The organism is Geobacillus sp. G4 (assembly GCF_040327975.1).
GTDB classification, from domain to species: Bacteria; Bacillota; Bacilli; order Bacillales; family Anoxybacillaceae; genus Geobacillus; species Geobacillus thermoleovorans.
The window spans coordinates 170,123-184,278 of sequence record NZ_JBEPJY010000007.1; the positions used below are offsets into that span (position 1 = coordinate 170,123).

Below are 14,156 nucleotides of genomic sequence, written 5' to 3' on the forward strand. Positions count from 1 at the left end.
AATCACCTTTTGCATCGTCTAATTTGGATAGAGGTGGTGTGAGTGAAGCGAAGTGTTCTTCTCTTTGCCGTGGTGGGAATGTTGTTTGTATGTGATGCCGTCTTTCCTTCGCAATTGGCTGAGACGGACAAAACAAAAGAACCATATGCGTCGTTTCGCCAGCGTATCATCATCCGCGATTCGGTTGATCAGCCGCTTTCTCCTCATGTGAAACAAGCAGGGGCGATGGAAACAACTAGCGAACCACAGCTGTTGCCTAACGTCGATTTGAACCATTCGATTGTGATAACGAAGATGCCGCATATCGAGGAAACGAGGAAAAATTGATGAAAGGCATCGCTTTTAACAAATGAAACAGCGATTGTTCAATGGGGGGCTGGGCTTGAGCCCTTTTTTCTTTTTTCCTCTTTACTTTTACGTTGCGTCAAGGTGTATCGTCATGAATAGGGAGGTGAGGGAAGTGGAGTACACGGTGCATGAGCTGGCGAAACTGGCGGGGATCACGAGTCGGACGCTTCGATATTATGATGAGATTGGCTTGCTGAAGCCGGCGCGATGGAGCGAAGCCGGTTATCGGCTGTACGGGCCGCGCGAAGTCGATCGTTTGCAGCAAATTCTCTTTTATCGTGAACTTGGCGTCGATTTGGAAACGATCAAACAAATCATTCATTCCCCGTCCTTTGATGAATTGAAAGCGCTAAGGGAGCACCGCCAACAGCTGTTGGAAAAAAGACGCCATCTGGATGCGTTGATTGCGAGCGTTGAAAAAACGATTGCCGCTAAAGAAGGAGGAATCATGATGAGCGACAAAGAAAAGTTTGCTGCGTTCAAGGAGCAGCTGATTGAAGAAAACGAACGGAAATATGGAGAAGAAATTCGCCAGAAGTATGGTGATGAACAGGTCGATCGTTCCAACGACAGACTGCGGAAGATGACGAAGGCACAGTTTGATGAAGCGGAACGGCTCAGTCAAGATGTGCTTGAGGCATTGAAAGAAGCGATGCAAGATGGCAACCCGGCTGGAGAGGCGGCGCAACGGGCGGCGGATTTGCACCGCCAGTGGCTTGGCCTCTGGTGGGATCATTATTCCAAGGAAGCGCATGCCGGACTGGCGCGTTTGTATGTCGAGGACGAACGGTTCAAAGCTTACTATGACCAAGTGCATCCGGGAGCGGCTGAGTTTTTCAAAGAAGCGATTTGGATCTATACGGGGATGAAAGACCGTTAGGCAGCAGGCGGCTCGCCCTAAGAATAGGCGGGCCGCTGTTTTTGCTGGTGATGGATGAAGAGGATGGGTTTGCGGTACAATCAAAATGGTGCATAGGGGTCGTTTTAGAACAAAGGCAAGGACTGAACATTGCTATGGAAGTGTCACGCAGAATCCATTAGGCATGGCTGGGCATTCTTGGAGTTGGATCCAATTCTGAAAGGTGTCTGTTAGAAGTAGGAGTCAAGGGAAAAAGAAAGGGATGGTTGGATGGAAACACTGAGACAACGGCTGCGGTCGATCGACCAAAAAGGCTATAAGGCATATAAAGCGATCGAAGGTACGTATCGGTTCCCAACGTTTACGCTTGCAATTGACCATGTGCAAGGCGATCCGTTTGCCGAACCGTCCAAGGTGCGGGTGATCGTGCCGCGGGCGAAAACGGCGCTGGCAGCGGAGTGGACCGATACGAAACCGCGCCGCACTCGCTGTGAGGATTTGCTTTTGCGCCGCGTCCACCGCGAATTGCGGCAATGGCCGCTGCGGGCGCGCGGGTCGGGAAAAAGTGGACTCGTCTTGATTGATGCGCCGGGGCAAAAAGTGCTCGAGCGAACGGCGGTGCAAGTGGCTGACGAGACCATTACGGTTTGTTTATCGGTCGGTTTGCCGGCGAATGGACGGCGCATTTTGGCGAAAGAAGCCGAGGTCATCTTTTTCGAGCAAATTCCATCCGTCATTGAGCGAGCGGTGTACGGCCTTCGGGAAGAAGACATCCGCCCGGCGGTGGAGCTGGCCGATCAGCAGCACGCCATTCGCCGTTATTTGCGCGAGCATGGTTTGGTGGCGTTTGTCAAAAACGGCGCGATTTTGCCGCGGGAGAGCGGAGTGAGCGACAAGCCGCTGCAATGCGAGGCCGTACCGTTTCAAAGCCCGCCAGAGCTGGAGATCGCGATCCCGATCCCGCACTGCACCGAGCCGGTGAAAGGCATGGGCATCCGAAAAGGCATTACGCTTATTGTCGGCGGCGGGTATCACGGCAAATCGACGCTGCTTCAGGCGTTAGAGCACGGCGTGTATGACCATATCGCCGGCGACGGGCGGGAGTTTGTCATCACCGACAGCGGGGCGGTGAAAATTCGCGCCGAAGACGGCCGGAGCGTCGCCAGTGTTGACATTTCGCCGCTCATTGGCGCGTTGCCGTACGGCAAAGAGACAACGCAGTTTTCGACGGAAAACGCGAGCGGCAGCACCTCACAGGCCGCGAGCATGATCGAAATGATTGAAGCGGGGGCATCGGCGTTTTTGATTGACGAAGATACAAGCGCAACGAACTTGCTCATCCGCGATGGACGCATGCAGGCGCTCGTGGCGAAAGAAGCCGAACCAATCACGCCGTATATCGACAAGGCGCGTCAACTATTTCGCGATTACGGCATTTCGACGGTTCTTGTCGTCGGCGGGTTGGGGGATTACTTGGATATCGCTGATTGCGTGATCAAAATGGAGCAGTACGTCCCGTTTGATGTGACCGGGGAGGCGAAGCGGATCGCTGCAGAGATGCCGTCGGGACGGAAAGCGGAAGGCGGAGAGTCGTTCGGCCGCATTCGCGAGCGCATTCCCCTGCCCGAAAGTTTGAACAGCCAAAAAGGAAAAAAAGCAAAAGCCGTCGCGCGCGGACGGCACGTTATTCAGTACGGGCAAACCGATCTATTGCTTTATGCGCTTGAGCAGCTGGTCGATGACAGCCAGACTCGGGCGATTGCCGCGGCGCTGCTGTATATGGAACGAAAAGGATGGTTCGACGGGAAGAAAACCATCCGCCAACTACTTGATGCGATCGAAGAACAATGGGACCGTCAAGGGCTAGGCTCAGTTTCGTTCCGAAAAGGGAATCCGGGTGAACTTGCTCGCCCGCGCCGCTTCGAGCTGGCGGCGGCGCTGAACCGGCTGCGGTCGCTCCGGTGTATCCAGCAGTAGCCAGCTTGGAAAGGAGAAAGCCGGTTTGCTTTTTCTTGGCGACGTTTCCGTGCAGGTTGGATTACAGGGTTATTGGGGAGGAGGAATGGGTTGGTTTTTGTTTTTCCCAGCTGCAACAAAAAATAGGGCCGCAGGATGTGAGGCAAGGGCGTTTGTTTTCCCTGCTGGCCAACGGAACAACGGACGCTCTTGTTTCAACAGGGGCGGCCGTGTGCCGGTATCGACCCAGGCGCGATCGGTGCGGGGCCGCTGCTCTTGTTCCAATAGACGATGCCTCATGCCTCAGGCAAAACGCGAATGAATCCGCTTTCTGTCGGCGCCTTGCCCATTTTGCTCTAGCGCTATCCACCAATTACGGCTATAATAATGTTTATCAGTGCAACGTGGCGGATGGCGGCGGGAAGCCGCGGGTTGGTTAGGGGGATCAGGGCATGAACAAGTCAAAAGGTTGGATGGAATCGGAAATCAGCAAAGCGTTGACGAAATGGGAAAAAGATTTTCTCGGCCGCGGCTCGGTGTCGGTGAAAACCGATATTTTGCGTGATATGATTATCGTTTCCCTGCATGGCATCTTGACACCTGCTGAGTACGCTCTTTGTGAATCGAAGGAAGGGATGCTGGCGGTGAAACGGTCGCGGACGAGTTTGGTGGAATCGGGCGTCGATGATTTGAAGAAGATGATTTTGGAAATCACGGGTGAAAAAGTAAAAAGCTTTCATACCGATTTAAGCACCCGAACGGGTGAGCGGATTATTGTCTTTAAGCTGTTCAACGATTTGGAGAAACAGTTGACAAAATAAATTTTTCCATGACAAATCAACAAAGTTATTGTATAATTGAAACAACTTTTGTATAGTAAGTATAGAATAAAATAGTGGACGATGCTGTCGGGAGCCCTTCAAAAAACCTACGTGGGCTTAGGTTCGTTGAAGGGAAACCGACCGTCGCCTGCCGCGCGACAACGAACGGGAGATCTTCAAACAATCAAGCGATGATTGGTTGAAGGTAAACCGGCTATGGGCAATCGATAGGCAATGGAACGGCCTTTTTCGGCCGTTTTGCCTGATTGACATAGCCGGTTTTTTCTTTTTTCTCTCGAACGATGTGCAAGCAGATGAGGGGAGGAGATGGCAATGGGGAACGAATGGTTCGCATGGGGATGGCTGGCGGCGATTGCGGTCGTTTTCCTAAGTGCGATCGTGTGGCTGTTTCCGCGCGTGTCGGAACGATATGTGCATGTGCACGTTTGGCTGTTGCTGTTGCCGGGGACGGCGGCGCTATTCGGATGGATCGGCGCCGGCGGCGCGGTCGACATCGGCCCGTGGCGGTTTGATGCGACGAGCTGGCTGTCCGCCGTTTATATTTCGCTTCTCAGCTGGGCGATTCAACGGTTTGCGGTTCGCTATTTGCACGGCGACCGCCGCTATCGGCTGTATTTCTCGCTCTTGACATGGACGTCATTTGCCGCTTCGCTCACGTGGGCGGCCGGCGACTTGCGGTTGATCGCAGTGTGCTGGGGGCTGCCGCTTGTGGGGCTTGTGGCGTTGACCGCGTTGAAAAAAGAATGGGAGCCGGCTCAGTTCGTTGCCTGGCAGATGGGCATGCTGTTTTTGGCAAGTTGGATTGCTGTGGCCCTCACCGCTGTTTGGCTTGGGGCGAGAGTCGGTGAATGGACGCTCGTCTCGGCGTTGTCGGCGGAACGTTTAGCTCGTCTCGCTCTATGGGAAAGGGCGGTGATGAGCGGATTGCTCATGTTGGCTGCCGTCATTCCAGCTGGGCAATGGCCGTTTCATCGCTGGCTGATGGAATCAGCCGTGACGCCGACGCCGGTGTCAGCGGTGATGCATGCCGGTCTTGTCAACGCTGGGGGGCTCTTGCTTTGGCGCTTTTCTCCGCTCTTTAACGAAACGTGGGCGCATGTGGCGCTGTTTCTGATCGCTTTTGCCTCGATTTTGATTGGCACGGGCGTTAGCTTTGTTCATGTTGACTATAAGCGCCAGCTCGTTGGTTCGACGATGGCGCAAATGGGCGTCATGCTTGTGCAATGCGCCCTGGGTGCTTACGGGGCCGCAGTAGTGCATTTAGTGTTGCACGGGTTGTTTAAAGCGACGCTCTTTTTGCAGTCCGGGTCCGTCGTGCCGCGAGTCGGTCGGGCAGGATTGCGAAAAACAGGCAGTTCGTGGCCGGGCGGCATCATCCTCGGCGTGCTGTTTGGGTGGGCCTTTTGGCAGGCGGCTCCGCACGAACCGGCTCGGTTGTTGAGCGCGCTTTTGCTTGCGGCCTCGGCAACGGTTGCCTGGGGACGGCTTACGGATTTTCGCGAAGGCCGTTGGCTGGGCTTTGCGGTTGTCGTTGCTTTGGCGTTGGCGTCCGAAACGGTGCGCCATCAATTTATGGCGCTGCTTCATAACGGGATGCCGTCCGCGTTTCTGCCGCCCGCTTCGTTCGAATGGCTTGTCTGCGCTCTGTTTGTTGCCGCGGCGCTGGTTGCTGTATGGATCGCGAACCGGCGCAGTTCCATGCTTGCCATTCAGCTGTACATGTGGCTTGTTCACCTTGGTGAACCGCGTCCGGCGGCGACCGAAGCACACCCGCGTTATTTGGCGTCCTATCTAAAGGAGGGGATGGCTCATGAGTAGAAGCGTCATATCACTTGAACGGTCAACGGAGGCAAAAAAAGCAGCCGCTTGTCCGCTCGAGGCGACCGTCAGCGAAGCGGCGAAGGTGATCGCTCCGCTTTGGCCGATTTCCGCGTTTATCGCCCGCCATCCGTGGATGGGGATGGAAAACAAGTCGTTTGTCGACGCGGCTGACCGACTGCAAGAAGCTTACGGCATCGACTTGTATCCGCCAATGGCCGTTTTTCATGCGGCGCTATCCAAAGGGGAGATTGACGTTTCCTTCATCGAGCGGCGTCTGCAACGATGGTTGGATGACGAGCCGCTTCCTGCGCCGCGCCATGAAGCGGAACGGCTATGCCGCGCCCTCCTTTGGAACGATGCGGTGCCCGAAGAAGCGCTTCAGATGCCGAAACTGATCGAGTTGGCCGCCGCTATGCCGCTGCGCTCTGTTTCCATCCGCACGCGGTCTGTGCGCCTTGGTTTGGAAAAGCGGTTGGATCAACAAATGATCAAATGGTGCAAGCTGTTTTACGATCGGGGAGAGGCGGTGTGGGCGCTGCCGCATCGTGAACACGGCTTTTACGGGTCTTGGCGTCGTTTGGCGCCTCTTGATCCGTCCTTGTCCAAGGAGGAGCGGAAACGGCTTTTCGATTGGCCTCACCATCCAGAGGAGGCGCTGCAACGGGCGCTTGAGCAGCTTGGGGTGCAGGATGAGGAAGCCGTGGCCTATTTAGAAGCGCATTTATTAGCTCTGCCCGGCTGGGCGGGGATGATGGTCTGGCAATCGCGCCGTGCAGGTGACGAAATCGGCGGGCTGATCAACTACTTGGCCGTTCGTTTGTCGCTGGAGTGGGTGTTCACAGCGCCCCATCTGCCGCTGAAGGAGGAAGAAAACGAAGACGATCGTGCGGTTGGGCCGCTGTTGGCCGCCTGGATCCACTGGGGCGGCATGACGCTGGACGACTGGCGGCGCCTTCCGCTCGAAGACCGCCAAGCTCGTCTGGTGTTCGCCGATCGGTTCTGGCGAATTGGCCGCCGCCATCTTTGGCTTGAGGCGTGGGAAGATACGTATGAAGCGAAGCTGAAAGAAGCGGTTCTCACCCGTCAACCTGAGGAGCCAAAAGAGCAGGCGGCAGCGCAGCTATTGTTTTGCATTGATGTGCGCTCCGAGCCGTTCCGCCGTCATGTAGAGGCGGTCGGCCCGTTTGAAACGTACGGCTGCGCTGGCTTTTTCGGCTTGCCGATCCAAACGCGCGTGCTTGACAGCGATGACGCCCATCCGTCTTGCCCGGCGATTGTGGCGCCGCGGCATGAAATCAACGAAACCGCTTCTCCCGAAACGGCGGCGCCGTACCGCCGGCGGCGCGATCTGTTCCGCTTTGTCGGCCGGACGTTTAAAAAAATCAAGCAGCATCTGCTGGCTGGTTTGCTGCTTCCGGAAATGAGCGGCCCGTGGCTCGGTTTGCATACGATCGCCCGCAGCGCAGCGCCGGCTTGGGCCGGGCAAGCCATTCATCAGGCGGAAATGTCGGCGCAACAAAAACCGAAGACGACGCTGTCGCTTGATTGCCAAGGGCATGACGAAACGACTGGGCTGCCGATCGGGTTGACAAAAGAAGAGCAAGTGCAATACGTAAAACAGCTTCTCGTGAACATCGGCCTGACGTCCTCATTTGCCCCGCTTGTCGTCGTCTGCGGCCATGAGAGCGAGACGACAAATAACCCGTATGCGTCCGCGCTCGATTGCGGGGCGTGCGGCGGCGCGGCTGGGGCGTTCAACGCCCGCGTATTCGCCGCGTTGGCCAACTTGCCGCACGTGCGGGATGGATTGGCGAAAGAGGGAATCGTCATCCCGGATGAGACAGTGTTCGTCGCCGCTGAACATATCACGACCGTTGACGAGTTGCGTTGGGTGGAAATGCCGCCGTTGTCCGAAGCGGCTGAGGCGGCGTTTCGACAGCTGAAACAGGCGCTTGCCGGCGTCAGCCGCCAAGCCAATGCTGAGCGGATGGCGAAGCTGCCGCATGTCGGCGCCATGCCGCGCGATCCGGTTGCCGAAGCCCGACGCCGCGCCGTCGACTGGAGTGAAATTCGTCCGGAGTGGGGATTGGCGGGGAACGCCGCTTTCCTGATTGGGCGGCGGGCGTTGACAAAGGGCGTTCATTTAGACGGCCGGGTGTTTTTGCACAGCTACGATTGGCGCGAAGATCCGACCGGTGAGGCGCTGGCCGGCATCATCGCTGGGCCGGCCACGGTTGGGCAGTGGATCAACTTGCAATATTATGCTTCGACAGTGGCACCGAATTACTATGGAAGCGGCGACAAAACGACCCAGACGGTGACCGGCGGCATCGGCGTCATGCAAGGGAACGGAAGCGACTTGCTAGCCGGCTTGCCGTGGCAGTCCGTCGCCGCATCTGACCGTGAGTGGTTCCACTCTCCGCTTCGGTTGCTCGTCATCATTGAAGCGCCGTTTTCCTATATCGAGCGGTTGCTCGATGAAAACAGCGAATTTCGGCGCAAAGTCCAAAACGGCTGGCTCCGTCTCGCCTCGATTGACCCAGACAGCGGGGCGTGGGTGAACTGGGAGGCAGGCCGTCTTGCGTCGGTACAGCAGCGCTAAAAAGCAACGATATGCCGCTTGCCGGGTTTGTCTGGCCGGCGGCTTTTTTTCGTTGACTGCCAAATGAGGCAGGGAAAATGGATGCACGCCGCGAAATAAGATAGCAGCTGGTATAACAGCAACAGGAAAGACGAGGAAAGAGGGAAAGCGGATGAAAACGCAGTTTATCGCCGGTCATGCGCGGCTGCCGGCCGGAATGGCGGCGAAAAGCCTTTACGATACGCTGACGATCACAGCGGAAATTGATAAAAAATACGGGGTGATCGTGGAGGCATCATGCACACTGGCTACTGAACATGGGCGCGATTACGTGGCCCGCCTGCTTCGCGGCCATTCGCTGCGCGATGGCATCGACGGTCTGCTCGCCGAGCTTGACGAAGGGTATTTAGGGAAAGCCCATTCTGCTCTGTGCGCGGCGCTAAAAGATTTGTACAAACAATATTGCAAAATGGAGGAGAAAGAGCCATAAGCCGCTGCCCCTCATCGGTTGATGGGGGGCAGCGGCGTTTTGGTGCGGGTCAGCGGCTTGGCCGCCCATGATTTCGTTGGTGATTCAGTTTTCAGCCGGCCGCCATGCCGGCAGCGTTTTGCGCAGCGGTTTGTCTTGGCGGTAACCGAGCACATATTCGGCCTGCATGATCGTATGAATTTCCCGTGTTCCTTCGTAAATGACCGGCGCTTTCGAGTTGCGCAAGTAGCGCTCGACCGGGTATTCGTTCGAATAGCCGTAGGCGCCATGGATTTGCACGGCATCGTCGGCCGCCTGGTTCGCGTAGTCGCAGGCGATCCATTTGGCGAGCGATGTTTCTCTCGTGCAACGCCGGCCTTCGTTTTTGAGAAAGCCGACTTTGTAAACGAGCAGGCGGCTGATTTGCAAACCAGCTTCCATGCGGGCGATCATTTGCTGGACGAGCTGATGGCGGCCGATTTCTTTGCCGAATGTTTTTCGTTCGTGGCAGTATTTCACGCTCGCCTCAAGACATGCCATAATGAGGCCGACCGCGCCGGCGGCGACGGTGAAGCGGCCGTTGTCAAGCGCTGACATGGCGATTTTGAATCCTTCGCCTTCTTCCCCGAGCAAGTTTTCTTTCGGGACGCGGACGTTGTCAAAAAACAGCTCGCCCGTATTGCCAGAGCGGATGCCAAGTTTCCCTTTAATCGGGCGCGACGAAAAGCCGGGCATCGTCCGTTCGACGATAAAGGCGGAAATGCCGCGGTGCTTTTTCGATTTGTCCGTATAGGCGAATACGAGAAAATGGTCAGCGATGTCAGCGAGGGAAATCCATGTTTTTTGTCCGTTTAAAATGTAGTCATCTCCGTCGCGGACGGCTGTCGTCTGGATGGAAGCGACGTCTGAGCCGGCATTCGGTTCGGTCAGGCCGAATGCGCCGATTTTTTCCCCGCGCGCTTGTGGGACGAGATATTTTTGCTTTTGTTCTTCAGTTCCCCACTGAAGGAGCGTCAAACTGTTCAGCCCGGTGTGAACCGATACGGCGGTGCGAAACGCCGTATCGCCGCGTTCGAGCTCTTCGCAGACGATGGCAAGCGAGTTGTAATCCATGCCCATGCCGCCATATTCTTCGGGAATGCAGACGCCCATTAAATTGAGCTCAGCGAGCCGCTTGAAAATGTTGCGGTCAAATTCGCCCCGCTCATCCCATTCTTTGATATAAGGCATAATTTCTTTATCGACGAATTTGCGCACCGTTTGCCGCAGCATTTCCTGTTCGGGTGTAAAGTCGAAGTTCATCATCGTTTCCATCCCCCTATGCAACTGTTTGTTTTTCATGGTTTTTTCGTGTCAACGTTCGTTTCCCTTGTTTCAGCGGGCGCTGAAGCGGTTGAGGAGAACAACGGTTTATTCATTGGCTTTTGTCGTGCGGACCGTTTTCAGCGGCCGGGTTGCCTTGCCATCCAGCTTCGACCTCGCGGTTATGCTCGCCGGCCAGCGGGGGCGGCAGCCGATAAGACACCGCCGTGTCAGACAGTTTCAGTGGGCTGGCGACAAGCGTTAACGGACCGACGATTGGATGGTGCACCGTGACTGTCATCTCGCGCGCCGCCGTTTGCGGATGGCGGAACAGTTCATCGAGCGTCTGCACCGGTCCGCATGGAATGCCTTTCTCGGCGAGAAGGCGCTGCCACTCGGCCCGCGTCCGCCGCTTGATTTCCTCGTTCAGCCGCCGGTTTAGCTCTTCGCGATGGGCGACTCGGCCGGGATTGGTTTGAAAGCGCGGATCGGTTCCAAGCGAGTGATCGGACAACAACGAGCAAAGCGCTTGAAATTGTCGGTCATTGCCGACGGCGATGACGATCGGACCGTCGCTTGCCATGTACGTTGAGTATGGCACGATGTTCGGGTGTTCATTGCCGAGCGGCTTCGGGACGTCGCCGGATAACAAATAATTGGCGGCGACATTGACAAGCGCACTCACGGCGCAGTCAAACAGTGCGAGATCAATTTTTTGCCCGCGCCCCGTTTTCTCGCGGGCCAAAAGCGCCGCTTCGATCGCGATGGCGGCATACAGGCCGGTGAACACATCCGTGACGGCGACGCCGACTTTGAGCGGGCCGGTGTCCGCAGTGCCGTTAATGCTCATCCAGCCGCTCATTGCCTGAATGATATAGTCGTAGCCGGCTAATGGAGCGAGTGGTCCTGTCTCGCCAAACCCGGTGATGGAGCAGTAGATGAGACGTGGGTTGAGGCGTGACAACGATTCATAGCCAAGTTCCCACTGTTCCATCGTTCCGGTCTTAAAATTGTGAATGAGGACATCAGCTGTTTCGGCGAGGCGGCGAATCGTCTCTTGTCCTTCTGCCGATTTTAAATTGACGGTGATGCTTCGTTTGTTTCGATTGACGGCGGTATAGTAAGCGCTCATGCCGTTTTGGAACGGCGGCCCCCAAAACCGGGTGTCATCCGACCCCCCGGGCGCTTCGACTTTGATGACATCAGCGCCTAAATCGCCTAAAATCATCGTCGCATACGGACCAGCCAACACGCGCGACAAGTCGAGCACGCGCACGCCATCGAGCGCTCCTGGCATCGATTTCCCTCCTTTCTGTTTACATGCAAAAAGCCGGTTCCTATACAGCGTGCAAGATAGGAACCGGCTTGAACGGACTGAGAAGGCATTCCGGCGCGGAGATGCCGTCAGGCCGTACAGTTCTTTTTGTGGTCGATGCATAAAAGCTGCCAACGCTGCCTGTCAGGCAACGGGGCTATCGGACAGATGGCAGGGGCCGTCCGGTCTGCACAAGCGGCCAAGCTGGCAGGAGACGGCTTATACGTTTATTATAGTGATTTGTTTGATAATTGTAAATAGTCGAACAAGAAATTCGCCAGCGAAAGCCGGCTGGCGAGGAGAAGATGCACGTAGCCGCGTGAATAGCTCTTCGATACAAATGAATGAAAAGAAATCGATCGCGCGGTCGGACAATTTGGCATGAAAAGAGCGCAACATTCACCTAAATTTCTATATAATTGTAGAGAAAGGGGAATCGATGACGCAAAAAAGGAAGTGATGGTGCGTGTTCCATGTGTTAGTGACGACAGACGCCAATTATCTTCCGCCGCTGAGAGTCTTGATGCATTCGCTGTTTTGCAACAACCGGCGCCCGTTTACGTTTTACTTGCTTTACTCGCGCATTGCCGAGGAAGAGATTCAGGCGCTTGGCGAGTTTGTTCGCCGGCAGGGGCATGAGCTCGTGCCGATTTACGTTGATCCGCAACTGTTTCATGATGCGCCTGTTTTCCGCCACTATACGGTGGAGATGTATTACCGTCTGGCGGCGCATTTGTTTTTGCCGCCAGACGTCGACCGTGTCTTGTACCTTGATCCGGATATTGTGGCGATCAACCCGATGGATGAGCTGTATGACATGGATTTCGAAGGGAACTTGTTCATTGCGGCTGAGCATACCCATTCGACGAAGGTGGCAAACTTGTTCAACAAGTTGCGGTTAAAAACGCCGAACGCGAAAGGGTATTTCAACACGGGTGTGATGATGATGAACATTGCGATGATGCGCGAACACGTTCGGCTTGCGGACATTTACCAGTTCATTCGCGACAACCGGTTCAAGCTTGTTCTTCCTGACCAAGACGTGTTAAATGGGTTGTACTGGGACAAAATTAAACCGGTCGACTGCTACCGCTACAACTACGACGCGCGCTATTATGACTTTTTGCAGCTTTTGCCCAACCCGAAACACGATTTAGCTTGGATTGAGGAAAACACCGTTTTTATCCATTATTGCGGCAAGGAAAAACCGTGGAAAGACAATTACAAAGGGGAGTTGGGGCGGTTTTACAAACGGTACAGCCAAGTGTTGGAGCTCGAGGGCGAGGCGACGGTGTAGCGCGGCTTGAGAGACGCGTTTCACAAAGAAAGTCTCTCACTCCAAGCAAAGCGAAGTGGAAGCGGTTCACAGGAAAAAGGCGCCCCATCAAAGCGGGCGCCATGTTCGATTACTGTTTGCGCTCTTGCCGGCGGATGCCGGCTGCCGCAGCGCGCGCCTGTGCTTCAAGGTCTTCATGGTCGGCAAATTCTGCCGAGTATTCCACATCGATGCCGTCAGATTTCAGCTGTTTCGGCACTTGCGGCAAAGTCGCCTTGTTTTTGTCGCGCGTCCGTTGTCCGCGAGAACGGCCCATCATCCATGCCCCCTATCCAAAAGTGTGAATCGTACGATTCAATCATTAGGATGGCATGGACGGCGCCAGCGTATAAATAGCAATCGTTTCTAGTGGCGCGCCTTTTTGGCCGTATAGCCGCCCGCTTGGTCCGCCATTTTAAAATCCCGGGCATAGCTTACTTCTTGGGCGCTTGTCAGCGTATGCTTCGATTTTTCGCGTTTTCGTTTTTCCGCCATCGCTTGTTCCCTCGCTTTGCATCAATATTCCTTTAGTTCCATTTTGCGCAAAACCAGCCGTTTTTATGCGTAAAAAAGAGGATGTCCGTTTGGACAGCCTCTTTTTGCATCAGATGCGCTCTTGCGCGGCTTATGCCTCTTTGCGCTGTTCTTCATTGTGGGCAAAGGAAGGATGGCGCATTGTATAGAGCGTGTAGTTGTCTTTTGTAATTTCGTACAAATTGTATACATCCGCGCCGATTTGCTCGAGCAACGCCCGCCGCGTTTCATTGGCCGGCGTGACGTACGGCAGTTTTTCCGCCGCTTTGATCGAGCGGACGTTGACTTTGCGAATGCGCAAAAACACGGTCTCGATCGACAGCTCATAAAACAGCTCATGGAAAAACGCTTCTTTGGCGCGCCGATTGTAACCGAGCCCGTGATACGGCTTGCCGAGCCACGTGCCTAAAAAGCCGGCGCCATCTTGGATATCAAAGAGGCTGATTGTGCCGATCGGGTTTCCCCATTCGTCTAAAATCGTGCGCGAAATCAATTCGCCGCGTTCTTCCGCCTCCATGAGCTGTTTTGTCATGAATAAAAACTCTTCGTACGAGCTGGCTTTTTGGCGCACGAAAGGGAAGACGTCCGGATGCACCATCAGCTCGTACAGCGCATGGCAGTCTTGCAGCTCGCGTTTTTTCAACATGGCCAATCTCTCCTTTGGATGCCGAGGGCAGCCTCCCAGCGGGAACCCACCCTCGAAATTTTTTTATTAAAACTTCATTAAAAAAATTTCGGGGTGGGAATCGAACCCACTAGGACCAGCGCGAGCGCTGGTGACGCACCATTTGCCTTCCCCTTGTTCCTGTCCGTA

Annotated in this window: 13 protein-coding genes; 8 read left to right on the top strand and 5 right to left on the bottom strand. The window is 55.2% G+C overall.

Features of this window, described 5'->3' with window-relative positions; genetic code table 11:
* The first annotated feature begins 42 nt into the window (after positions 1-42).
* From ABS784_RS10725 to ABS784_RS10755, 7 genes are all read left to right on the top strand, one after another.
* Complete coding sequence (locus ABS784_RS10725; protein WP_011229941.1) at positions 43-327, top strand: hypothetical protein; 285 nt, start codon at positions 43-45, stop codon at positions 325-327.
* Positions 328-439: 112 nt separating this feature from the next.
* Complete coding sequence (locus tag ABS784_RS10730; RefSeq protein WP_014194904.1) at positions 440-1,228, top strand: MerR family transcriptional regulator; 789 nt, start codon at positions 440-442, stop codon at positions 1,226-1,228.
* 249 nt (positions 1,229-1,477) lie between these two features.
* Complete coding sequence (locus ABS784_RS10735; RefSeq protein ID WP_352512473.1) at positions 1,478-3,184, top strand: ABC-ATPase domain-containing protein; 1,707 nt, start codon at positions 1,478-1,480, stop codon at positions 3,182-3,184.
* 431 nt (positions 3,185-3,615) lie between these two features.
* A complete protein-coding gene (locus tag ABS784_RS10740; protein ID WP_011229945.1) occupies positions 3,616-3,984 on the top strand; it encodes a Na-translocating system protein MpsC family protein in 369 nt (122 codons plus the stop codon).
* Positions 3,985-4,317: 333 nt separating this feature from the next.
* A complete protein-coding gene (locus tag ABS784_RS10745) occupies positions 4,318-5,823 on the top strand; it encodes an NADH dehydrogenase subunit 5 (RefSeq protein ID WP_042381529.1) in 1,506 nt (501 codons plus the stop codon).
* A complete protein-coding gene (locus ABS784_RS10750) occupies positions 5,816-8,428 on the top strand; it encodes a DUF2309 domain-containing protein (protein WP_352512475.1) in 2,613 nt (870 codons plus the stop codon). Before ABS784_RS10745 ends, ABS784_RS10750 begins: the two co-directional genes overlap by 8 nt.
* A 151-nt stretch (positions 8,429-8,579) precedes the next feature.
* Entirely contained in the window at positions 8,580-8,897 is a 318-nt protein-coding gene (locus ABS784_RS10755) for a DUF3870 domain-containing protein (RefSeq protein ID WP_011229948.1), read from the top strand.
* Between the two features lie 84 nt (positions 8,898-8,981).
* On the opposite strand, the gene ABS784_RS10760 is transcribed toward ABS784_RS10755, so the two are convergent.
* Both ABS784_RS10760 and ABS784_RS10765 read right to left on the bottom strand, forming a co-directional pair.
* Positions 8,982-10,181, bottom strand: coding sequence for an acyl-CoA dehydrogenase family protein (locus ABS784_RS10760; RefSeq protein WP_023633705.1), 1,200 nt, complete (start codon positions 10,179-10,181; stop codon positions 8,982-8,984).
* A gap of 109 nt (positions 10,182-10,290) precedes the next feature.
* A complete protein-coding gene (locus ABS784_RS10765) occupies positions 10,291-11,475 on the bottom strand; it encodes a CaiB/BaiF CoA transferase family protein (protein WP_011229950.1) in 1,185 nt (394 codons plus the stop codon).
* Between the two features lie 484 nt (positions 11,476-11,959).
* Here ABS784_RS10765 and ABS784_RS10770 point away from each other — a divergent pair, with 484 nt between their 5' ends.
* Positions 11,960-12,790 (top strand): glycosyltransferase family 8 protein, encoded by an 831-nt coding sequence (locus ABS784_RS10770; RefSeq protein WP_011229951.1) that lies wholly within the window; start codon positions 11,960-11,962, stop codon positions 12,788-12,790.
* Between the two features lie 109 nt (positions 12,791-12,899).
* On the opposite strand, the gene ABS784_RS10775 is transcribed toward ABS784_RS10770, so the two are convergent.
* The 3 genes from ABS784_RS10775 to ABS784_RS10785 form a co-directional block, all read right to left on the bottom strand.
* Complete coding sequence (locus tag ABS784_RS10775; protein ID WP_011229952.1) at positions 12,900-13,085, bottom strand: YfhD family protein; 186 nt, start codon at positions 13,083-13,085, stop codon at positions 12,900-12,902.
* Positions 13,086-13,174: 89 nt separating this feature from the next.
* On the bottom strand, positions 13,175-13,303 hold the full coding sequence (locus ABS784_RS10780; protein ID WP_011229953.1) for a YfhE family protein: 129 nt from the start codon (positions 13,301-13,303) through the stop codon (positions 13,175-13,177).
* A gap of 130 nt (positions 13,304-13,433) precedes the next feature.
* Positions 13,434-13,988 carry a GNAT family N-acetyltransferase gene (locus ABS784_RS10785; RefSeq protein WP_011229954.1) on the bottom strand — a complete coding sequence of 185 codons (555 nt, stop codon included), beginning with the start codon at positions 13,986-13,988 and terminating at the stop codon, positions 13,434-13,436.
* Between the last annotated feature and the right edge of the window lie 168 nt (positions 13,989-14,156).

Coding starts and splice junctions, on each gene's coding strand:
- ABS784_RS10755 (WP_011229948.1), top strand. CDS start 8,580: ATGAAAACGCAGTTTATCGCCGGTCATGCGCGGCTGCCGGCCGGAATG.
- ABS784_RS10775 (WP_011229952.1), bottom strand. CDS start 13,085: ATGGGCCGTTCTCGCGGACAACGGACGCGCGACAAAAACAAGGCGACT.
- ABS784_RS10780 (WP_011229953.1), bottom strand. CDS start 13,303: ATGGCGGAAAAACGAAAACGCGAAAAATCGAAGCATACGCTGACAAGC.
- ABS784_RS10760 (WP_023633705.1), bottom strand. CDS start 10,181: ATGATGAACTTCGACTTTACACCCGAACAGGAAATGCTGCGGCAAACG.
- ABS784_RS10765 (WP_011229950.1), bottom strand. CDS start 11,475: ATGCCAGGAGCGCTCGATGGCGTGCGCGTGCTCGACTTGTCGCGCGTG.
- ABS784_RS10745 (WP_042381529.1), top strand. CDS start 4,318: ATGGGGAACGAATGGTTCGCATGGGGATGGCTGGCGGCGATTGCGGTC.
- ABS784_RS10750 (WP_352512475.1), top strand. CDS start 5,816: ATGAGTAGAAGCGTCATATCACTTGAACGGTCAACGGAGGCAAAAAAA.
- ABS784_RS10730 (WP_014194904.1), top strand. CDS start 440: ATGAATAGGGAGGTGAGGGAAGTGGAGTACACGGTGCATGAGCTGGCG.
- ABS784_RS10735 (WP_352512473.1), top strand. CDS start 1,478: ATGGAAACACTGAGACAACGGCTGCGGTCGATCGACCAAAAAGGCTAT.
- ABS784_RS10785 (WP_011229954.1), bottom strand. CDS start 13,988: ATGTTGAAAAAACGCGAGCTGCAAGACTGCCATGCGCTGTACGAGCTG.
- ABS784_RS10740 (WP_011229945.1), top strand. CDS start 3,616: ATGAACAAGTCAAAAGGTTGGATGGAATCGGAAATCAGCAAAGCGTTG.